This window comes from Streptomyces sp. NBC_00576 (assembly GCF_036345175.1).
Classification (GTDB): domain Bacteria; phylum Actinomycetota; class Actinomycetes; order Streptomycetales; family Streptomycetaceae; genus Streptomyces.
The window spans coordinates 10,683,489-10,704,677 of the sequence record NZ_CP107780.1 but is presented as its reverse complement, the minus strand read 5'-3'; the positions used below and the strand labels follow the sequence as shown (position 1 = coordinate 10,704,677).

Below are 21,189 nucleotides of genomic sequence, written 5' to 3'. Positions count from 1 at the left end.
CCAACCCCAACCACCCCAGTCCAGCGGCTAGAGACCCTTGAGGGGCCCTTGCAGGAAGAAGACTGGACTTTCGACGCGCCACTTCCCCACCCCTGTACACCCCCTGGAGACACAGATGAGCGCAAGCGCAACCCCTCTCCCGTCGCGCCGACTGTTCCTCGGCATGGCCGCGACCGTCCCGCTGTCCATGACCGGCGCGCTGACCATCGGTAGCCAGTCCGCGGCCGCCGCGACCGGCTCCCCGTTCGTCATGGGCTACTTCACTGCATCGCCGAACGGCCTTGGCGCGGACTACGGCCTGCACCTTGCGGTCAGCACCGACGCGCTGCAGTGGATGCCGCTGAACCAGAACAACCCCGTCGTGACCCCGACCCGGGGCACGGGTGGCCTGCGCGACCCCTTCATCCTGCCCAAGCAGGACGGCACCTTCGTCGTCATGGCGACTGACCTGAAGGGGACCAACTGGAATCTGCAGAGCCAGTACATCCACGTCTGGGACTCCGCCGACCTGCGCTCCTTCGACAACTACCGCCTGCTGAAGCTGCACTCGATGGCCACCCACACTTGGGCGCCCGAAGCCTTCTGGGACGCCTCCCGCGGCCAGTACGCCATCATCTACTCGTCCGTCAACAGCAGCGGACACAACGTGATCATGGTGAACTACACCACGGATTTCACGACGGTGACGTCGCCGCAGGTCTTCTTCGACCCGGGCTACGACATCATCGACGGCTCCCTGGCCATGAACGTGAACGGCGTCAACTACCTGTATTTCAAGGCGCGCAACAGCCTCGTGGGCGCGAGGTCCACCTCGCTCGATCCCGGCAGCTTCAGGGTCTTCACCTCGGGCTTGGCGCCGCAAGGAGGCATCGAGGCCCCGATCCTCGCCCAGGCTTCCGGCACCTGGTACCTGTGGGGCGACGCCAACGGGTTGTTCTACGCCTGGCAGACCATTGACCTGTCCACCGGCACCTGGACCGCCACCGACCGGCGCATCTACACCCAGCCGCTGAACTCCAAACACGCCACCATCCAGCCGATCCCCCAGACGGTGCACGACAACATGGTCGCCAAGTGGGGCAAGCCCGCCTGGAACCGGCTGAAGTCCTACAACTTCCCGGACAGATACTGGCGGCACGCCGACTACATCGGCCGCATCGACCCGTACCCGTTCGACCCGTACACCGACTCGCAATGGAAGCTGGTGCCGGGGCTGGCCGACTCCTCCGGCGTCTCCTTCCAGTCCGTCAACAACCCGACCCGCTACCTGCGGCACTCCTACTACCAGCTGCGACTGGACGTCAACGACGGCACCACGACGTTCGCCAAGGACGCCACCTTCTACAAGACCGCCGGGCTCGCCGACCCGTCCTGGTCGTCGTTCCGCTCGTACAACTACCCCGACCGCTACATCCGGCACTACGACTACGTGCTGCGCATCGACCCGATCTCCACCGCCGGCGGCCGGGCCGACGCCACATTCCCCGTCTGGTACTGAGCCACACCACCGAGGCCCGCACAGAGAAGGGCGCCGTTGGGCGGCTGAGCGCCCTGCTGCCGCCGATGTCCTGGAACACCATCACCATCCCGCTCGCCCCCTGAGCGGCCCCAGGATCCCACCGCTCGACCCGTACACCCGTACACCCGTACGCCCGCACCATCCCCGGACCTCAACGGAGAGGCGAGACCATGCCCGACACCACATCGCACCGCACACCGCCACCGCGTGCCCGATGGCGGACCACGCTCGTCACGCTCCTGACCCTGCTCGGCGGTCTCGCCGCCCTGCTCGTCCCCGCCACGCAGGCACAAGCGGCCTCGGTGACGTTCACGACGGGTGCCGACCGGACCGACCAGAACGGCAACACCCTGCAGTTGCACGGCCTGGGCATCATCAAGGTGGGCAGCACCTGGTACGGCTTCGGCGAGGACAAGACCGGCAAGGCGTCGGGGGACACGTCCTTCCAGGACATCCCGTGCTACACCTCGACCGACCTCGCCAACTGGACCTACCGGGGTCAGGCCCTGGGGCTGCAGGCCAGTGGTGACCTGGGCCCCAGCCGCATCGTGGAGCGGCCGAAGGTCATCTACAACGCGTCGACCAGCACGTACGTGATGTACATGCACATCGACAGCACCAACTACGCCGAGGCCAAGGTCGGTGTGGCCACCAGCAGCACCCCGTGCGGCCCGTACACCTACCGGGGCAGCTTCCGGCCGCAGGGCAACCTCAGCCGGGACCTCGGCCTGTTCCAGGACACCGACGGCACCGGCTACCTGCTCAGCGAGGACCGCAACAACGGCCTGCGCATCTACAAGCTGTCCGCCGACTACCTCTCCGTGGACAGCTCGGTGGCGGTGCTGGGCAGCAGCGGCAGTGCCAGCGTCGAGTCGCCCGCCATGGTGAAGATCGGCGGCATGTACTACGTCTTCGGCTCCCACCTGACGGGCTGGAGCCTGAACGACAACGTCTACGCCACCGCCACCTCACTGAGCGGCCCGTGGTCGGCGCTCCGGAACTTCGCCGCCCCCGGCACTAAGACCTACGGCAGCCAGACGGCGAACGTCATCACCGTCCAGGGCACCTCCGGCACCACGTACATCTACGCCGGTGACCGCTGGGACACCGCCAACCTGGGCGCGTCGAAGCTGATCTGGCTGCCGCTGACCATCCGGGGCACGACGGTGAACCTCGGCCAGTACCCGACCTGGTCCCTCGACGTGGACGCGGGCACGTGGACGGCCGGCAGCGGGATCCCCTCGGAAGGGGTCCACACGCTGAAGAACCTCGGCAGCTCGATGCTGATGGACGTCTCCAGCGGGTCCACGGCGACCGGCGCCAAGATCATCCAGTGGCCGTCCACCGGCGGTACCAACCAGCAGTGGACCCTCACCCGGGTCGCGGACAACATCTACACGCTCAAGAGCGTCAAGAGCGGCCTGTGCCTGGACGTCCCCGACAAGTCGGCCACCACCGGCGTCCAGTTGCACCAGTGGACCTGCAACGGCCAGACCAACCAGCAGTGGGCCCTCGACCTGACCGGCAGCTACACCGGCAGCAACTACATGCTGGTGGGCATCGGCAGCGGCCTGCACATCGGCGTCGCGGGCTCCACCACCCAGGGAGCGGCGGTGGACCAGGAACTCGGCGGCAGCGCCAGCACCAACAGCGAGACCTGGACCGTCTCCTGACTGCGTGCCCCGGCGGCCCCGCCACCGAGCGGGCTGTATGAGGGCTCGACGTTGGTGACGCTCTCGCGGAAGCGTGCTGCTGGCGGGCTGCCCGTCGCTGCCCTGGTGGCACCGTACGAGACCACGTGTGAGAGAAGACAGCCGTACGACGGCGGGAGGCAAGGAATGACGATGAACGGCCGCGAGACCGTCCTGAGCGCGGTTCGGGCAGTCCTGTCCGGTGTTCCCGGCTCCGAGCGCCCCGACGATCTGCCACGTCCGCGTGGTCGCCGCGCCGACCACGCGGGAGAGGACGTCGTGGGGCTGTTCGCCGAGCGTGCCGCCGAGTACCGCGCCACAGTGGTCCGTGTTCCGGCAGCCGGCTGCCGCGGCAGCCGTGGGCCGTGCTCTGAGCCGTATCGGAGCACGTTCCCTCGTGGTGCCGTCCGGGCTCCCCGAAGGCCTGGTCCCGGACGGACCCTGGTCGCTGCCGACGGACGTCCCACCGCTGACCGTCGGACAGCTCGACACGGCGGACGCCGTGGTCACCACGGTCGCCGTGGCCATCGCCGTCACCGGCACCGTGGTCCTCGACCACGGTCCGGGCCAGGGACGGCGCACCCTAACGCTGCTCCCGGACCAGCACATCTGCCTGGTCCGGGCCGATCAGATCACACCCGACGTGCCCGATGCGCTCCGCCGCCTCGACCCGTCGCGGCCGCTGACACTCATCTCAGGTCCCTCGGCGACCGGCGACATCGAGCTGGAGCGGGTGGAGGGCGTACACGGGCCCAGGACCCTCGACATCATCGTGCTGGGGGACGCGTAGCCGCCGGAGCGGACATCACGGTTTCGCAGTGCGGTCAGGTGGCCGCGCTGCGAAGCCGTGTGCATTTTCCACGCATCGACCGTGATAGATCCGATCTATTCCTGCGCGTTGACCTGATCGTGGGGCAGCGACGAGGAGATTTCTTATTTCTGTCCTTAGCTCTAGACAAGACGTGAGGGCGCACCGCTTAATACATCCGATGTCCGAGAAGATGTGGCCTGAGCGGACACGAGCCGCCGTTCCCCGCCGTCCGGGCTGCGTCACGGACAAACGACTGTCGACACGCCCCGTGCCCTTCACCCCTTCTGGAGCCGCAAATGACCTCCGCTCCCCTCAGCAGGCGCTCCCTCATCAAGGCCGCCGCCCTCGCCGGCGGCACCGTGGCCTTCGGACTGCCGCAGGCCCTGTGGCCCACCGCCGCCGAGGCGTACTCGGTCCCCTCGAAGATGGACTGGTGGTACCAGGCCCGGTTCGGGATGTTCATCCACTTCGGGTCCTACTCCTACCTCGGCCACGGTGAATGGGCCTTCAGCTCCGAGAGCTGGTCCAAGGCCAACTACCAGACCCAGGTGTCCGCGAACTTCAACCCCACCGCGTTCAACGCCGCGGCCATCGCCCAACTGGCGGCGGACGCCGGCATGAAGTACCTGGTCATCACTGCCAAACACCATGAAGGCTTCGCCATGTGGGACTCCAACGTCCCCAGCTTCACCGACACCACCGGCACCAAGCTGTACAACCTGCACGACTACGCCGGTGTCCAGGGTGATCTGCTGGCGGCGCTCAAGACCGAGTGCGAGGCACGAGGCGTCAAGTTCGGGCTCTACTACTCGATCCTGGACTGGAACCACCCCTCCCAGACCATCCGAAGCGGTCTCACCACGATGGCCTCGCAGGCCGCCCGCACGGGTTATATCGCGGACATGAAAGCCCAACTGCAGGAGCTGCTGGACCGCTACGACCCGGCGCTCCTGTGGTTCGACGGCGACTGGTTCGGCGAACCCTCCAGCCCCACCCTCGATGACTGGTGGCTCCGGTCGGACGGTGTCGACCTCTACAACTGGCTGATCGCCCGCAAGCCCGGACTCGTCGTCAACGAACGGGTCAAGCGGGACCTCGGTCTGGGCGACTACACGGTCACGGAGTTCGGTGTCCCCAACGCGCCGCTGGAGCGCCAGTGGGAGAGATGCGACACCATGAACGGTGCCTGGGGCTACCAGGCGGGCCGAGAGAACTCCTACCGCCCCGTCAAGGACTTCGTTCAGGAACTCGTCACCTGCGTCTCGCGGGACGGCAACTTCCTGCTGAACATCGGCCCCAAGGGCGACGGCTCGGTCACCGCCGGATCCGTGACCATCCTGCGCGGCCTGGCCTCCTGGATGGCGACGTACGGCGACAGCGTGCACGCAGCCACGGCAAGCCCCTACACCACCGACCCCACCTGGGGGCGGGCCACCAAGAAGGACGGCAAGCTGTTCGCCCACGTCTTCACCTGGCCCACGGGCGGCGTGCTGCAGATCCCCGCGATCACCAACACCATCAGCCGCGTCTACCTGATGAACAACCCCTCGGCCTCGCTCACCTACACCGTCAGCGGCGGCCAGATCAGCGTCACCGTGCCGGCTACCGCCCCGGACGCCAATGACTCCGTGGTCTGCTTCGAGGTCAGCGGCGTCCCCACGGCCGCCGGCGCAGCCCGGGTGACCGTGTTCCAGGACGTGAGTTACTCCTCAGCCAGCGCCGCCCTGACGCTGGGCAGCTACACCTCCTCCCAGCTGTCGGCCGCGGGAGTTGGCTCCGCGACCATCTCCTCGCTCAGGGTGCCCCAGGGCTACCGGGTGACGGGCTACTCCGGCGACAACTTCACCGGCACGGCCTGGACGTTCACCGCGGACAATCCCGACCTGCGGGTGACCGGCAACAACGACGCCATCGTCTCACTGAAGGTCACCTTCAATCCGGCCACGTACTTCCGTCTGATCAACGTCACGGACGGTCTGGCCCTGGACAGCGGCGGCAACGTCGCCAGCGGCTCGAACCTCAAGCAGTGGACGCCGGTCGACAACCCCAACCTCCAGTGGCAGGCCGTCGACCTCGGCGACGGCTACTACAGGCTGGTCAACCGCGCCAACGGCATGGTCGCCGACGGCTGGGGCTCGACCAGCAACGGCGCTCCAGCCCAGCAAGCGGCCTGGAACGGCGGCCCCCACCAGCAGTGGAAGATAACCGACCGCGGCAACGGCCAGTACTCGATCGCCAACCGCACCACCGGACTCGTCCTCGACGGCGGCGGACAGGTCCCCTCCGGGTCCGTGACCAAGCAGTGGACCTGGCTGACCAACAACAACCTGCTGTGGACGTTCCAGCCCACCTCCTGACCACCCGTCACGGCCGCGCCGTCCGAACCTCTTCTTCGGCCACAGCGCCACGACGTGCCTCCTGCGTGGCCGCTGTGGGCCGGGGTCCCTCCGACCCGCACGTCTCCACGAAGAAGACGCTCACGTCCCCACGCGGAAGAGCCGCACGTCCCCACCCAGCAAAGAAGGGCCGCACATGCACACCTCCCGAAGACTCTCCGCCAGACTAACGGCCACGGCATCCGCCACCTGTCTGGCCGCTGCCGGACTCGCCCTCGTCCCGGCGGCAGACGCCTCGGCCGCGGGCGCGCCGCAGGGCGGCCACGTCTACGCGCTGACAGCGGCGCACAGCGGCAAGAACGCCGCGGTGCTGTCGGACTCCCTGGCCAATGCAGCGGCGGTCGTGCAGAAGACCGCCTCCGGCGGCCCCGGCCAGCTGTGGGAGGCGGTCGACCACGGCGACGGCACCTTCTCGCTGGTCAACATCAACAGCGGCAAGTGCATGGACGTCCAGAACGGCTCCACGACTGCGGGGGCCGCGATCATCCAGTGGCCCTGCACCGGCTCCAGCAACCAGAACTGGACCTTCAGCGGTTCGGCGATCGTCTCCGCCCGCAGCGGCCTGTGCCTGGACGTCTCCGACGGCTCCACCGCGGAGGACCACGCGATCATCCAGTGGACCTGCAAGAACACGACCAACCAGCAGTGGAGCCTGACCGAGCGCCTGCGCTCGGCGACCTGGGGCCCGAGCATGGTCAGCGGCGGCCAGACCTTCACCTCGCAGACCATCCGGATGGTCGTCCACAACAACACCTCCGGCGCGGGGCTGCGCATCCGACTGTCCAACCTGCGCAGCACGACCGCCCTCTCGGTCGGTGCCGTCACGGTGGCGGTCCGGTCCAGCGGCGCCACCGCGGTCGCGGGCACCACGCGTACCGTCACCTTCGGCCGGTCAGCCACGCCGACCATCCCCGCCGGGCAGGAACTGACCAGCGACGTCATCCCGATGCCGGTCGTCGCGGAGCAGAACCTGCTGGTGAGCGTCTACCTCCCGGGCACCACCGGTGCCTCGACCTACCACTACGACGCCCACCAGACCTCGTACCTGTCCGCCGCGGGCACCGGCAACCACGCCGCCGAGGAGGCCGCGACGAACTTCGCCACCACCACGGCCCGCTGGTTCTACGTCGCCGGACTCGACGTCGTGTCACCCACGGCCAAGGGAACCGTCGTTGCCATCGGCGACTCCATCACCGACGGCTCCAGCGCCACCGACAACGCCAACCAGCGCTGGCCCGACTACCTCGCCCGGCGGCTCCAGGCCCAGTCCGGCGGCCAGCGCCTCGGCGTGGTCAACGCGGGCATCGGCGGCAACCGCGTGGTCCACGACAGCCCGTCCACGCAGCAGGGCATCGCGGCCGTCACCCGGTTCTCCCACGACGTCCTGACCCAGCCGGGCCTGAAGGACGTCATCCTGCTGGAGGGCATCAACGACATCAACTCCACCGCCATCCCCACCACCGCCGACGAGATCATCGCCGGCTACCAGACCATGATCGACCAGGCACACACGGCCGGTGTCCGAATCATCGGCGGGACGATCCTGCCGGCCTCGCAGACCGCCGCCAAGGCCGCCACCCGCGCCCAGGTCAACGACTGGATCCGCACCAGCGGCGCCTTCGACGCGGTGATCGACTTCGACGCGGCGCTCCGGGACCCGGCCAACCCGGCGCAGCTGCTCCCCGCCTACGACGGCGGCGACCATGTGCACCCCAACAGCGCGGGCATGCAGGCCATGGCCAACACGGTGAACCTCGCGCTGCTCACCTCCTGAGCGGTGCCCACCTCCCGGACGGCGTAGTTCTGTTCGGCGCCCCCTCTCCGCGTACGGGGCACCGGACGGAACGGCCCGTCATCCGTGCGCCTGCGGGCAGCTGCCGCCGACGATGACGGCCAAGGCATACCGGCTCTGCAAGGCCAACATGGAGACCGCCGTGGACGACGAGCCGATCACACGGAGGGGCGTTCCGAGCAGCAAGCGACGGCGCAGGGCCGTGGGGCCGCGTAGGCGGCATGCCAGGCTGCTGCAGCTGGACCAGGTCGTCGGGAAAGTCGGTGGACTCCATACCGGCATTAGATTACATGTTCGAATTGCGCGTCACGCGGGACGCGCTCCGGGCGGGGTGACCAGCTGTGGTCGGGGGTGTGCGCGGCACGGCCGGGCCAATGGTCGGGGTTGTGGTCACCCTCGCTCGCCGGCGCGTACGCGGCGCTCGTCGGAGTGTTCGTCGCCGCCACCGGCGTCGGCTGCACCGTCTACCACTTCATCCGGCGCAAGAACAACCAGGACACCTGACACACCAGTCTTCCTGGCCATAGAGCTTCGTGGGAAACCCGTGAAGGCCCGGTTCAAGACCGGGCCTTCAGTAGGTACCTGCCGAGGCTGGCGTGACACGAGCAAGAGAAGCAGCGAACGCCGTGGCAGTGGTGCCCGCAACTACCCGGAGCTCGCCAAGGAGCCCCGCAGTTTGATCGTTCTCAAGGTCACTGCGGTCAACAACGACACCCCGGCTCCTTCATCGGGACCAAGAGACCGCGGACGAAACCTTGGACGAGGCTGCTGCCCACGGCAGAAAGAGCCTCTGTCTCACCCCACCTGCGTCCGGTCTCCGATGATCTCGTCGCCGAGGTTGCACCATGCGGTGCTCTCCGCAGATGCCCATACCCAGGGACCGTAGTGCACGTACTGGTAGCCCCCCAGGGTCTCACACGTGATCACCTCGCGGTACCGCCCCGAGTCGCACCAGGTTTTGTTCCCATGGTGGCCCGCGCTGCCGAACACCCGTTGTCCCCAACATGACAGCAGTGCGGAGTTGCTGGACGCAGGAACAGCGGTCAGCGACGAGCCGCTATCCGCTACAGCGCTCGGCGCGAGGGACAGCGCTCCTCCCAAGACGAGCACCGTCGAAGCTACTGCCTTTGCGATATGACCTTTGATCATGCAGATCCCCAGTTGTTGACGAGATGTATATCCGTCGCCGGCTCACGCCGTGGCGGCGGTTAATCGCCTGTTGCCTCAACGTAGGCGTCACCGGAGGACAAACACCAACGTTTCGAAGACGATCGAAACGTGCGCAGCCGCGGGCTCCCTCCCGGTATCGGCCCGGTCCTCCCGTCAGACGAGGGGGTTCTGCCCCAGCAGGGCGATGCCCAGTGGCGTGACCGTATGAAGGGCCACCTTGCCCTCGCGTCGTGTGGTGACCAGGTGGGCCTTGCGCAGCGCCGTCGCGTGGTGGCTCGCGGTCGCCGGCGAGATGTTCAGGCGACGGGCCAACTCCGTGGTGCCACATCCGCCGACGGTCGTCCTCAGTACTGCGGCCCTGGTACGTCCCAGCAGGCCGTCGAGTGACGGGGCGGTGGACTCGCCGACGCCGTCCCACAGCGCGATGTCGAACGAGGTCCCGCTGAGGGTGGGGACGGCCAGAATGGGTGCCCGGGCCAGGTCCAGCGGCGGGAACAGAAGTTCCACCTGCTGTTTGGAGAACATCGTTGGCGCGATGACGAGACCTCGCCCGTTCAAGTGGATGTCTGCATTCCGCGTGTGCACAACTTCGAGCACGGGCGGCCGCCAGCGGACCAAGGGACCGCAGAGTGTGGTGAAGAGTCGCTCGACCCCGCCGTCGGCCATCGTGCCCACGTACCCGGCCCGGACCTCGCTCAAATGGGAGCGCACCCTGCTCCAGTAGGGGGCGACGGTGACGCTATGGCAGGCCCTGAGTGCCGTGGCCACCTGGAGGCGAGCCTCCCGGTCACCGTCCATCAGGGTTTGGGCCCAGGTTCGGTGTGCGGGGTGGAAGTCAATGTTCTGCAGTTCGAGGCGCATCAGGGCGCGGGGAGCCGCCATCAGGTTGTCCACCGCCTCGTCGACGGATGCGGTATCTCCCATGAGACTCATCGCGTCGATCAGCGGACCGCGTTTGGGTATCAACGCGGCGAGCGGGCCGACCTGTTCGCCCAGCCGTCCACGTACCGATACGTGCCAGCGGCGGAAGGCAAGACTGGCGTCGCGGTCCTTCAGTAGCTTCACACTGTCGAACGTCTCCGCCGCCACGCCGATCGTCGTGGCCACGCGCGTCCGCGCCACGTCCTCCGGAGTGAAGTGAATGCGTTTCACCGAGCGCCCCGTCCTACACGTCACTGTTTGGCCCACAACAGTGTCAGTTCCGGACGAAAGTCACGCAATGATCAATCAGGCCACGGCCGGTCGACCCGGGATATCAAACAGGTACTCACTCACGGGTTTCCGACGAACTGGTGACAACTAACGACGTGCACTGGGAGGGGCCCTCCCCCTTGATCGTGGACATCTCGGAGACTGGATCATGAGTGGTCCAGGGAGAAGAGAGATCCCGAGTGGGGACGTACAGATATCCGGCGGAGTTCCGGGCTGACGCGGTGGCGCTGGTGCGCTCGTCGGACCGGCCGGTCTCTCGCATCGCCGCAGAGCTCGGCGTGAACGGGGAGACGCTGCGCCAGTGGGTGAAAAGGGCTGACATCGCGGAGGCTGCTGGCCTGGCGGCCGGGCAGGCGTCGCCGGTTCGGACCGCGACGCCGGTGGAACCGGCGAAGGACGCGGAGATCAGCCGGCTGCGTCGGCAGGTCCGCGAGCTGGAGATGGAACGGGACATACTCCGGCGGGCTGCGAAGTATTTCGCGAAGGAGACGAACTGGTGAGGACCCGTAATTTAACTACTGCCGGAGTTGATCTCGCTGTCGTGGTGCTCGGTTAGGCGCTTCAGGGCTTCGAGTGTGCGGGGAGGGTGGGTCCGGCGGAAGACGAGGACTCTGGCGAGTTCGGGCCCGGCGAAGGCCAGCATTGGCTTGGACTTCCCGGCGTGGTAGCTCAGCATGTTGCGCGTGCGTCCCATCAGCTCGGCCGCGAGGGTCAAGGTGACGGTGTTGCGGCTGCGGAGCACGGCGGCCAGGACGCGGTGGCGGTGATCGAGAACGCCGAAGCCGGGGTTGCGACCACGACCGTCCCTGCCTTCACGCTGTCGTTCGGCTTCGGTGAGAATCTGTTGGCAGGGTTCGAGCTGGGCACGAGTTGTTCGAACTGTTCACGGGACATGCCGGTGAGTGCGGGGTGGGTGAGGAGGAAGGTGGCCTCGGCCGGGACCGGAGGTCCCGACTCGTCGAGTGGGTCTTCCGGAACCTGCTGGTCGGGGTCCTGCGGGGCGATGGTGTAGTTCCACTCGCCGTGGAACTCGTCGCGTTTGACCCGCCGGTCGACGTTCTTGCGCTCGGCCCGGGTGAGCACGTGGCCGGTGGGGTACGCGTTCTCGTCCAGTGCGGCATGGACCGTCAGTCCGGTGCTGGTGCGGGTGGCAGAGATGGTCTCCAGCAGCACTTCGTAGCTGGTCAGAGGCTGCCCACGCAGGCTGTGGGTGATTCGGGAGAACAGCCGGTGTTCCACTTTGTTCCATTTTGAAGTACCTGGCGGGAAATGCATGATGGTGATGCTCAGCCCACACTCGTCGGCGAAATCGGCCAGGCCCATCTTGAACAGACGGGAGTCGGCCGAGTTGGCTCCTCCGGAGTCTGCGGTGACCAGCAAGCGGTCCACACCGGGGTAGTCGAGGTGCCCTTGGATCTTCCACCAACGGCGCAGGGACTCCACCGCGAAGGCGGCGGTGTTCCGGTCGGTTCCCACGTTGACCCAGCCGCTGTCGCGTCCCAGATCGTAGATGCCATATGGGATGGCGAACGGGGTATCCGGGTCGATGAAGTCGTGGTCCGGGGCAGTGATCGGCTTGCCTTTGGGCCGGTAGGTACGGCCGGGCCGGGCGAAGTCACCGATCGGCTCCTTCGCCTTCGTGTCCACGCTCACCACGGGCAGGCCCCGCGCCAGGAAGTGTTCGGCGGCGGTGTTGATGTGCCGGAACTGGGCGTCCCGGTCGGGCACCTGGCTGCCGGCCCGGGTCTTGGCCATGCCCTGCAGACTGAAGCCCATGGCACGCAAGAGGCTGCCGACCACCGGGGCGCTGACCGGATGCCCGGCATCGGTCAGCTCCCGGGACAAGTCCCGCAGTGAGGCAGTGGTCCAGCGCAGCGGGGACACCGGATCACCCACTGCACGCGGCTCGATCAACAACTCGAGAGCCGCCACCAGACCAGGGTCGCGTTCGGCAGCGCACTTGCGCCCGCCGCCTGGTCTGCGCACCCGCCCCAACGCCTCTGCTCCGCCCGCGAGTTCCTCGCGCCCTCGTGCGACAGTCGACTCCGAAACCTCCGCCAGCCTGGCCACGGCCGTGATCCCGCCGTACCCCAGAGCCTCGGCCTCGGAAGCCAGATACAGACGGCGCTGCCGCTCGTCCAGATGCGGGAGCACCACCGCGAACTTCGCGTCCAGTACCGCCAGGACTTCATCCGGAATCGCCACAACAGCCCAACTGCATGGCAGCAGCGAGGTATCGGCCCGAATCCGGCAGTAGTTAAATTACGGGTCCTGAGTCCCTTCCAGTTCGTCGAGGACCACCGCGGCGCGTTCGGCGTCAAGCGACTGTGCCGGGTGCTGGAATGCTCCCGGTCCGGGTTCTATCGCTGGCTGGCCGGGACCACGGCCCGCGTCGCGCGCAGGCGAGCCTATGTGCGGCTGGCCGAGCGGATCAGGGCCATTCACGCCGCCTCGGGCGGCACCTACGGCTCCCCGCGGATCACGGCCGAGCTGGCCGACGACGGGCTGGCGGTCAATCACAAGCGGGTGGAGCGGGTGATGCGTGCCGCCGGGATCGTCGGGGTGCATCTGCGCAGGAAGGTCCGCACCACGATCCCGGAGCCGTCCGCGACGCCGGTGCCCGATCCTTTGCAGCGTGATTTCACCGCGGCCACGCCGAATACCCGCTACGTCGGCGACATCACCTACCTGCCCGTCGGTGATGGCCAATTCCTATACCTAGCGACGGTGTTGGACCTGTGCTCGAAGCGGCTGGTGGGCTGGTGGGCTGGTCCATCGCCACCCACATGCGCACGGAGCTGGTCACCGACGCGCTCAAGGCCGCCGCCGCGATTCGGGGCGGATGCCTGGACGGGGCGGTCTTTCATAGTGACAACGGAGCGCAATACGTCGCGAGGGACTTCGCGCAAGTCTGCAAGGAGCTGGGCGTGGTCCGCTCCCGCGGCGCGGTGGGGACCAGCGCGGACAATGCCGCCGCGGAATCGTTCAACGCGAGCCTGAAGAGAGAGACCCTTCAGGGCGAAAAAGCTGGTCAGGAGCGCGAGAGGCCCGCCATGCGGTCTTCCGGTGGGTCACCCGCTACAACACCAGAAGGAGACACTCCAGAATCGGTCAGATCAGCCCGATCGCCTACGAGCAAAGATCCAATACGTTGTGCCCGATGAGTAAGGCAGCCATGCCAGGTCTACAGCATTGAAACCAGTCTGGATCGATACAACAGGAGATTGAAGTGTCTACATCAGTGCTCGATATGTCGGTGTCTCTCGACGGGTACATCGCCGACCCTGACGACTTCCTCGGCGGTGAGGACGGCGAGCGGCTGCACAAGTGGGCCGACGCCAAAGGCGAGTCCGCTCGGACCGCCGCGCGGTTCCAGGAGGAATGGAACGCGGCCGGTGCGGTACTCGCGGGACGGCGGACCGCCGAACTCATGGATCACTGGGGCGGTGATCATGGAGGTCTCCCGATCTTCGTGCCCAGTCACCGCCCACCCGGCCCGGCCGCCCGCTGGGGCTATCCGTTGGTGACCTACGTGAACGACGGGATCGAAAGCGCGATGGCCCAGGCCAAGGCCGCCGCCGGCGACAAGGACGTGCAGGTGCGCGGTGCGTACACGGGGCAACGAGCGCTGGAAGCCGGAGTCCTGGACGAGGTGCAGATCCACCAGATCCCGGTGCTGCTCGGCCGCGGACGACGACTGTTCGACGTCCTGCCCTCGGAGATCGAGCTGGAGATCGCCCAGGTGATCGACACGCCGGAGGCCACCCACATCCGCTACCGCGTCCGTCGCTGATCCGGTCGCCCAGCAGAGCAGCCCGATCGCCTACGACCAGAGATCCATTACGCTGACCATGGCTGCATGACAATCGGTGTCCACGATCAAGGGGGAAGCCCCGAACTCGTCGACCCCCAGACACGGGACAGATTCCGGCGCCGGGACGGGCAGCGCGCGCAGCAGGCGGATCAGGGTGTCTTTGCCGGTGGTCACAGCCAGGCGCCCGCACAGATTGACTCCCGCACGTCCGCCCAGAAACAAGGCGATGTCCGTGAGGTGAGCAGTGAGGGCATTCGTGCGGCGGGAATGTCGACGCGTCAGGTCCGGTATCTGCTCGGCGAACGTCCGACGCTCGAAGCTGCCGTTACCGCACACGAAACGACGTGCCCGCAGATCGAGTCGCACCTGACGGCCAGCGACGGGACGATCCGCCAGACACCGCTGGTAGTAGCAGTGCACACGAGAGGATCTCCATCCACAGCCCGGACAGGCGACCGACCCCACCATGGACCGCACAGTAAGCCGGACCTCAGTGTCCCCAAGAACCACTGCTTCCACCGCCGCCCCAACCCCCGGAAGGAGAAGGTCGGCGAGGCGAGCCACATCCCCCACGCCTAGGTGATGCGCACCTGCTTTTGATCCTCACGCACCCCCAAATCAGCGATAGAGCCCAGAAGTTGGACCAGAGCCCGCTCTCGGTTACGAAGCCACAGTGACGTCGCCGAGCCCGTTTGCGCGTTCCAGGCCGTCTCTCAGGAGGTCCCTGGCAAAGATCCACACCGTTTCGCCCTGGTCCTCTGCCCGAAAGCGCGCTTCCACCGCGTAGGGATCAGATACGCGATATGTCAGCCGGGTGTGCAAGCTTGAGGTCAGCGCCAGTGACTCGCGTTCCTTGAGGTGGAACAACATAGGGAGTTCTGCAGACAGTTCACGCACCCCGTCAACCAGCGTGTCTGCCGCAGCTTGATCTGGTCCTTCACATACCGCTCCACGGTGCGCTGGAGACCCGCAGCATCTGCGACCGCCCTGGTGCCCTCGAGCTGCTTGACCAGGTACCGCATCTGCGCGCCGGCCGACTTCGGGACCGGGCGGATGAACGCCCGCTGCACCGCCTGGTCCAGGCCGTCCCCCGAACATGCTCATCGCCTGTTACTCCCCGCTGTCCTTGTCCGTGACCTGACCGTCCTTGATGTACCGCGACAACCGACGACAGGTGGCGACAGACCCGGAGTTGCCCGTGGGCGACAAGAGCTGAGTGATTCCGGTGCCACGTCATTCTCCCGTATGTCCCCCGTTCGATCAGGCCACCGAGTCCTTACGGAGGCATGACATGAGGTCAGAAACCCGCCTTCACACCGATCACATCCGTAACCCTGGTCACCGAGTCGCGATCGACCGAGACATCACCAAGCCCTACCTGACTCAAGAGCGCCAGAGGAGTCCCATGCGACGCAACACCCGCAAGCGGTCCAAGACAACACATCGGGCCATCGCCGCCGCGGCAGGTCTCGCTCTGGGAGCGGGAGGGCTGATAGCGGTGAATGTGTACGCCTCCGCCCACGAGAGCGGAAACAGCAACACCACGAAGCGCGCTTCCCAGGACCGGGCGAACGAGGTCCTCGCGGCCGGTAACGTCACGATCAGCTGCCCGGATATCGGGGCGAAGTTGACCTCGGTCCCCGACCAGGCCAGAGCACAGGTCGACAGGGAACTCGCGCTCCTGGACAAACAGGTGGCCGAGGCCTACCAGCGACTGCAGACTTCGGCCAGAGCCATCCAGCAGGACAGCAACTTCGCCAACAACGCGATCATGGGGCCGCTGAAGGACAAGCGGGTCGCGACCATCGACCGGATCGGGATCGCCATCGGCAGGTCCGCTCCCAGGCCCCAGGGTCTTGAATCCCTGGCCTCCTGCTCGCTGCGCTCGGCCGGCGGCCAGGAACAAGGCCAAGGCCAGGGACAGGGACAAGGCAACGGCGCCAGCCAGAACGGCAACGGCGGCCAAGGCGCAAACGGCCCGGTGGCGGCCGACTTCGTGGACATCACCAAGGTCCGGCCGAATGTGCAGAACCCCCCTGGGCAGCGCGGCGCTTCGCAGGGCGTGTTCACGACCCGGTGCGGCGTCAACGCGAACAAGGTGCACAACTCCGACAACATCATCGTCGCGCCCGGTGTCGACAACGGCGCCCACCACACGCACGACTACGTCGGCAACCAGGACAACGACGCGTTCACCTCCAACGAGGAGTTCGCCGCCGCCGCGACCAGCTGCCGCAATCAGCGCGACAAATCCACGTACTACTGGCCTGTGCTCCGACTGCAGGACGGCACCCAGGAATTCGACGCCAAGCAGCTCGGCGGCGGCGGCGAGGGCAACACCGGCCGGATCCTGACCGCGTCCAAAGTCACCTTGAACCTCGTTGGCAACCCGCGCGGCAAGGTCGTGGCGATGCCCAAGTTCCTGCGGATCATCACCGGTGACGCCAAGGCATTCACCAACGGCACCGCCAACGCCAACGCGGCATGGAGCTGCACCGGCTTCGAGAACCGGCAGCTGACGGACAGGTACCCGATCTGTCCCCAGGGCAGCCAGCTGGTCCGCACGTCGAAGTTCCAGAGCTGCTGGGACGGCCGCAGCATCGACAGTGCCAACCACCGCTCGCACGTCGCCTTCGCCGACCCGAAGACCGGTGCCTGCCCGAACGGCTTCAAGGCCATCCCGCAGCTGGTCCAGCGCCTGATCTACGACGTGAAGGCGCCGAGCCTGAACGACAACGGCAAGTCCAGCCCCTTCTACGCAGTGGACGGTTTCCCGGAGCAGATGCACAAGCCGATCACCGACCACGGCGACTTCATCAACGTTTTCGATGAAAACCTGATGAACCGGATGGTCCAGTGCATCAACACCGGCCGGAAGTGCCAGTGATCTTCCCTCCCGGAATCTGAGACTCGCCGAGCCAACCCGAGCCGGCCTGCGTGGCACTCACTTCGCAGGCCGGCCCACCGTGCCTTGTGCGGGCGGACGCCACGGCACCGTTGTGCCGGTGACCTTGACCGAGGCCTCCGGCGCCAGCGGTGGCGACACGATGCGCGCGCCGCCGGCCACGCGGTTCTGGCTATCCGACCTGCCATACCGGCGGCGCAGGGCCGCGCTGGAGTCCGTGTTCGCCGCCCGTCGGCTGTCGGTCCCGTGGGCGCTGTGTCCGTCGACCACCGAGGCCGACGTCGTGCGCGAGTGGCTGGCGTGGGCGTCGGTCGGGATGGAGGGGGTGTTATGGACAGGGTTCACTGCTGTCCGTTGTCCGCAGACAACCGGTCAGCTCAGTCCGTGCCCGGTTTCATAGGCCCGCATTGGGCTTGCGGCCCAAGGACTTCTTCAACGTCATACGCCATATACGTGTGTTCTGCCCGCGCAGCAGGAGCGCCTGATGTTCCCATGGCCGACGCGGCGTGGTGGGGTGCGCCGGTGCTCAGAAGTAGGTGGGCTGGCGCGGGGTGTAGGGGTCTTCGAGCCAGGCGGTCTCCTCGTCGGTGAGCCGGACGCCGAGGGCGGCGACGACGACCGGCTCCCCGCGTTCGGGGACAGCGCAGGTGACCGCCCGGGCCAGATGCCGGGAACTGGGCGCGATGGCACCGATACGCGAGGGGGAACGCAGCCACTGCCCCAGGAACAAACTCACGTCGCAGTGGCCTGCGAGGTCCGTGGTGCTTTGAGTGGTGTCAGTCATACGGTTCCTCTGCATACGGACGGATGCCGGCGTACGGGCTGTTCCTGGCGCTGTCAGTGGGCGAGCCAGGGCAGCGCAGCCGCGGCCTCGTCTTGGGTCTCGTTCTTCGCTCCGGAGCCCGGGCGCCCCGGCGTTCACAAAGACCAGAGCGATGACCGTGGCGGCGAGCAGCATGTCGGCGGCGGCCCGGGCACCGGTGGCACAGCTGGTGACCATGCCCTGTGCCTGGACCAGTTGGCTTTGGTGACGTGCAACGTCGCCTCGTCGAGCACCTTCGCCTCGTAGACGTCTCGGAGCCGGTGAAGCCACGGATCGTGAGGTTCTCGCCGATCACGGCTTCCTGAGCGAACCGGCCCGTTTGACTGGCGAAGATGCCAATCTGCGAGGAGCCCCGCATCCGCTTCCCGATGGCCTCGTTCCACGCGCCGGTAGTGCGTCTGCGGCGCCCACACCCGCATGGACCTGGCTGTGGCGGCCACCATCCGCTCGCGGTGGCAGCTGCCCGGCACCACCGGGCACCGGCCGCACTCGTCGCGTCGGCCTTGGCGAGCGCGGCGAGGCCGTGGCAGCGGTGGCATGGGCGACGGATCCGACCGGACCGCACCCCTGCCTGGCTTCCTCACGCACGTCGGCTGAGGGGTACCGTGCCGCGTTGGCGGAGGGCGGCTTCCTGAGCCACTGGGGCGAGCAACGAGATGGAATCGATCAGCCCGTTCTCGTAGTCCGGCCGGAGGTCTTGTGACCTCTTCGTTGGCCGGGTCAGTTCTTGAGGTGGGTGCTGTAGAAGTCGGCGAGTTTGTCCACGGCCTGGGAGACGTATTCGTCGCGGTGGTAGAGGTCGAAGTGGGTCGCCCCGGTGATGTCGAACAGTTCCGCGGTCCCGCCGGCTCGCGCCACGCCGTCTTCGCTGAAGACGCGGGTGCCGGCCTCGCTCCCGACGATCATCAGCAGCGGACGCGGCGCGAGCCAGCTGTTGTTGCGGTACGGCTCGAACTGGGCGATCAGGTCGAACCGGGCCACGCCCCAGCCGGAGGAACGGGGGTGCTGTCCGAGCGGCGTGCGGTAGTACCCGTAGCTCTCCCCGAACATGCTCCCGGCCGGGAGGGCGTCCGCTTCGGCCTGCGTGCCGGGGAGCAGGTTGGTGGCGTAGGCGCTGCCTTCGCGGGCTTCGAGCGTGCGGAACACCGCTGCCTGGTCGAGCAGGTGGTCGCGAACCGCGGGCTCGGCAAGGAGCTCGGCGCCCGGGTCGACGGCGCTGACGGTAGCGACGGCCTTCATCCGCCGGTCCGTCTGAGCGGCGTAGGGGACGTAGGCGCCGGAGGCGCAGATGCCCAGGCCGCCGATGCGCTGCGGGTCGACCTCACTGCGGGTGCTGACGAAGGACACCGCGGCGCGGACGCCCTCGGCGTGCTGAAAGGGATCTTCCAGACCGCGCGGCTCGCCTTCGCTCTCGCCCTGGAACGGTGCGTCGTAGGCAAGGGCCACGAATCCCTTGCGGGACAGCTCCTCGGCGTAGCGGCCGGCGGTCTGCTCCTTCACACCGCCGGCCGGATGCCCCACCACGACAGCGGAGCGCGGGCGCCCGTCATAGTCGTCGGGCAGGTACAACGTGCCGGCAAGGGTCAGATGGTTGCTCATGAACGTGACAGATGTGCGCATGGTCTCCTCCGGGGAGTTTCTACGAGTTGGTCAGGCGGAACGCGTGTTCCCGATCGGCATGGTCGAGTCGTGAGGCACGCGCTGGATCGTCTTGTAGGGGAATTGGCTTTGGCGGCCCTGGCTGCCGTGATCGGAGTGAGCGACGCAGGTCGCTCCAGGTAGTCGCCATGGCGAGCCGCGCAGGTCCCGGCGTACGCCACAAGGCTGGGCCTCCGACAGTCGGCAGGATCAAGGTGCGCGGGGCGCTTGGCGTGGTCCGGGGCGGCTGGGTGCTCAGCGTTCGATCATCTGGCTCTCCGCCTCGTTGTGGCCGTGGCCGGCGGCCGAGGGCAGGCTGTCGAGCTTGGCCAGCTGTTCGGCGGTCAGCTCGACGGTGTCGGCGGCGGTGTTCTCCTCCACACGGGTGACCCGCTTGGTGCCGGGGATCGGGACGATGTGCTCGCCCCTGGACAGCAGCCAGGCCAGCGCGACCTGGGCCGGTGTGGCGCCGGCCTCGTCGGCGATGGCCCGCACCTCGTCGGCGAGGGCCAGGTTGCGCTGGAAGTTCTCGCCCTGGAAGCGCGGGCTGGTCCGGCGCCAGTCACCCTCGTCGAACTGCTCGGGAGAGCGGACCGTGCCGGTGAGGAAACCGTGCCCGAGCGGCGAGTACGGCACGAAGCCGATACCGAGCTCGCGCAGCGCGGGCAGCACCCGCTCCTCGACCTCGCGGCTCCACAGCGAGTACGACGACTGCACGGCGGTCACCGGGTGCACGGCGTGGGCGCGGCGGATCGTGTCAGGGCCGGCTTCCGACAGTCCGAGATAGCGGACCTTGCCCTCCATCACGAGCTCCCCGACCGTGCCCGCCACGTCCTCGATGGGCGTGTTCGGATCGACGCGGTGCTGGTAGTACAGGTCAATGTGGTCGGTGCCGAGCCGCTTGAGGGAGCCTTCGACGGCGGCGCGGATGTTGGCCGGGCGGCTGTCGAGACCGCCTTTGCCGCCGTTCGGGTCCGCGTACGAGACCATGCCGAACTTGGTCGCCAGCACCACCTCGTCACGGCGGCCCTTCAGCGCGTCGCGGATGAGTTCCTCATTGGTGAAGGGCCCGTAGACCTCGGCGGTGTCGATGAGCGTGACACCCAGGTCGACCGCCCGCTGAATGGTGCGGATGGCCTCGGCATCGTCGCTGCCGGCGCCGGTGTAGAAGGCGGACATGCCCATGGCGCCCAGGCCGATGCGGGAGACGTCTAGATCTCCCAGGGTGGTGTGTTTCATGATCGCTTCCTCTGGTTCGGGCTTGGTCGTCGGGGCTAGCGGCTCGGAGTCCGGCAACGTCGCCGGTGGTCTCGGCGCCAGAACGTTGCCGGTAGATGTCGGCGTCGCCCAGCAAGTGCCCGGCCGTTCAGCGGCCGATCTCCAGGAAACGGTGCTTCGCCGGGCGATGGCAGTGCCTG

At 67.4% G+C, this 21,189-nt stretch carries 15 protein-coding genes and 3 pseudogenes; 9 read left to right on the top strand and 9 right to left on the bottom strand.

Annotation, left to right across the window (positions count from 1 at the left end; translation table 11 throughout):
- Positions 1 to 115 precede the first annotated feature (115 nt).
- From OG734_RS46710 to OG734_RS46690, 5 genes are all read left to right on the top strand, one after another.
- A complete protein-coding gene (locus OG734_RS46710) occupies positions 116 to 1,498 on the top strand; it encodes a glycoside hydrolase family 43 protein (RefSeq protein ID WP_330293453.1) in 1,383 nt (460 codons plus the stop codon).
- Positions 1,499 to 1,689: 191 nt separating this feature from the next.
- Positions 1,690 to 3,192: an RICIN domain-containing protein gene (locus OG734_RS46705; protein ID WP_330293452.1), complete on the top strand. Its 1,503-nt coding sequence runs from the start codon at positions 1,690 to 1,692 to the stop codon at positions 3,190 to 3,192.
- A gap of 346 nt (positions 3,193 to 3,538) precedes the next feature.
- Positions 3,539 to 4,000 (top strand): LutC/YkgG family protein, encoded by a 462-nt coding sequence (locus OG734_RS46700; RefSeq protein WP_330293451.1) that lies wholly within the window; start codon positions 3,539 to 3,541, stop codon positions 3,998 to 4,000.
- A gap of 317 nt (positions 4,001 to 4,317) precedes the next feature.
- Complete coding sequence (locus OG734_RS46695; protein ID WP_330293450.1) at positions 4,318 to 6,378, top strand: alpha-L-fucosidase; 2,061 nt, start codon at positions 4,318 to 4,320, stop codon at positions 6,376 to 6,378.
- 175 nt (positions 6,379 to 6,553) lie between these two features.
- On the top strand, positions 6,554 to 8,191 hold the full coding sequence (locus OG734_RS46690) for a GDSL-type esterase/lipase family protein (RefSeq protein WP_330293449.1): 1,638 nt from the start codon (positions 6,554 to 6,556) through the stop codon (positions 8,189 to 8,191).
- A gap of 1,341 nt (positions 8,192 to 9,532) precedes the next feature.
- Here OG734_RS46690 and OG734_RS46685 read toward each other — a convergent pair.
- Positions 9,533 to 10,531, bottom strand: a complete 999-nt coding sequence (locus tag OG734_RS46685; protein ID WP_330293448.1) for an ArsR/SmtB family transcription factor — start codon at positions 10,529 to 10,531, stop codon at positions 9,533 to 9,535.
- 239 nt (positions 10,532 to 10,770) lie between these two features.
- Here OG734_RS46685 and OG734_RS46680 point away from each other — a divergent pair, with 239 nt between their 5' ends.
- Positions 10,771 to 11,091 carry a transposase gene (locus OG734_RS46680; RefSeq protein WP_330293447.1) on the top strand — a complete coding sequence of 107 codons (321 nt, stop codon included), beginning with the start codon at positions 10,771 to 10,773 and terminating at the stop codon, positions 11,089 to 11,091.
- A gap of 11 nt (positions 11,092 to 11,102) precedes the next feature.
- On the opposite strand, the pseudogene OG734_RS46670 reads toward OG734_RS46680, so the two are convergent.
- Positions 11,103 to 12,796 (bottom strand): annotated as a pseudogene (locus OG734_RS46670) (ISAzo13 family transposase).
- A 63-nt stretch (positions 12,797 to 12,859) separates the two neighbouring features.
- On the opposite strand from OG734_RS46670, the pseudogene OG734_RS46665 reads away from it, so the two are divergent.
- Together OG734_RS46665 and OG734_RS46660 are read left to right on the top strand one after the other, a co-directional pair.
- A pseudogene (locus OG734_RS46665) lies at positions 12,860 to 13,787 on the top strand (IS3 family transposase); the annotation flags it as partial.
- Between the two features lie 33 nt (positions 13,788 to 13,820).
- Complete coding sequence (locus OG734_RS46660) at positions 13,821 to 14,384, top strand: dihydrofolate reductase family protein (protein ID WP_069757968.1); 564 nt, start codon at positions 13,821 to 13,823, stop codon at positions 14,382 to 14,384.
- Between the two features lie 30 nt (positions 14,385 to 14,414).
- On the opposite strand, the gene OG734_RS46655 is transcribed toward OG734_RS46660, so the two are convergent.
- The 3 genes and pseudogenes from OG734_RS46655 to OG734_RS46650 form a co-directional block, all read right to left on the bottom strand.
- A complete protein-coding gene (locus OG734_RS46655) occupies positions 14,415 to 14,873 on the bottom strand; it encodes a transposase family protein (RefSeq protein ID WP_330293445.1) in 459 nt (152 codons plus the stop codon).
- Positions 14,874 to 15,065: 192 nt separating this feature from the next.
- Positions 15,066 to 15,275 (bottom strand): SsgA family sporulation/cell division regulator, encoded by a 210-nt coding sequence (locus OG734_RS48260; protein ID WP_443065138.1) that lies wholly within the window; start codon positions 15,273 to 15,275, stop codon positions 15,066 to 15,068.
- A gap of 53 nt (positions 15,276 to 15,328) precedes the next feature.
- A pseudogene (locus OG734_RS46650) lies at positions 15,329 to 15,487 on the bottom strand (telomere-protecting terminal protein Tpg); the annotation flags it as partial.
- Positions 15,488 to 15,810: 323 nt separating this feature from the next.
- Here OG734_RS46650 and OG734_RS46645 point away from each other — a divergent pair.
- Positions 15,811 to 17,292 carry a DUF1996 domain-containing protein gene (locus OG734_RS46645; RefSeq protein ID WP_330293444.1) on the top strand — a complete coding sequence of 494 codons (1,482 nt, stop codon included), beginning with the start codon at positions 15,811 to 15,813 and terminating at the stop codon, positions 17,290 to 17,292.
- Between the two features lie 57 nt (positions 17,293 to 17,349).
- Here OG734_RS46645 and OG734_RS46640 read toward each other — a convergent pair whose 3' ends face one another.
- The 4 genes from OG734_RS46640 to OG734_RS46625 form a co-directional block, all read right to left on the bottom strand.
- Entirely contained in the window at positions 17,350 to 17,655 is a 306-nt protein-coding gene (locus OG734_RS46640; RefSeq protein WP_330293443.1) for a hypothetical protein, read from the bottom strand.
- A gap of 181 nt (positions 17,656 to 17,836) precedes the next feature.
- On the bottom strand, positions 17,837 to 18,094 hold the full coding sequence (locus OG734_RS46635) for a hypothetical protein (RefSeq protein ID WP_330293442.1): 258 nt from the start codon (positions 18,092 to 18,094) through the stop codon (positions 17,837 to 17,839).
- 759 nt (positions 18,095 to 18,853) lie between these two features.
- Entirely contained in the window at positions 18,854 to 19,753 is a 900-nt protein-coding gene (locus tag OG734_RS46630) for an alpha/beta hydrolase (protein ID WP_330293441.1), read from the bottom strand.
- A 273-nt stretch (positions 19,754 to 20,026) separates the two neighbouring features.
- Positions 20,027 to 21,010 (bottom strand): aldo/keto reductase, encoded by a 984-nt coding sequence (locus OG734_RS46625; RefSeq protein WP_330293440.1) that lies wholly within the window; start codon positions 21,008 to 21,010, stop codon positions 20,027 to 20,029.
- Positions 21,011 to 21,189 lie beyond the last annotated feature (179 nt).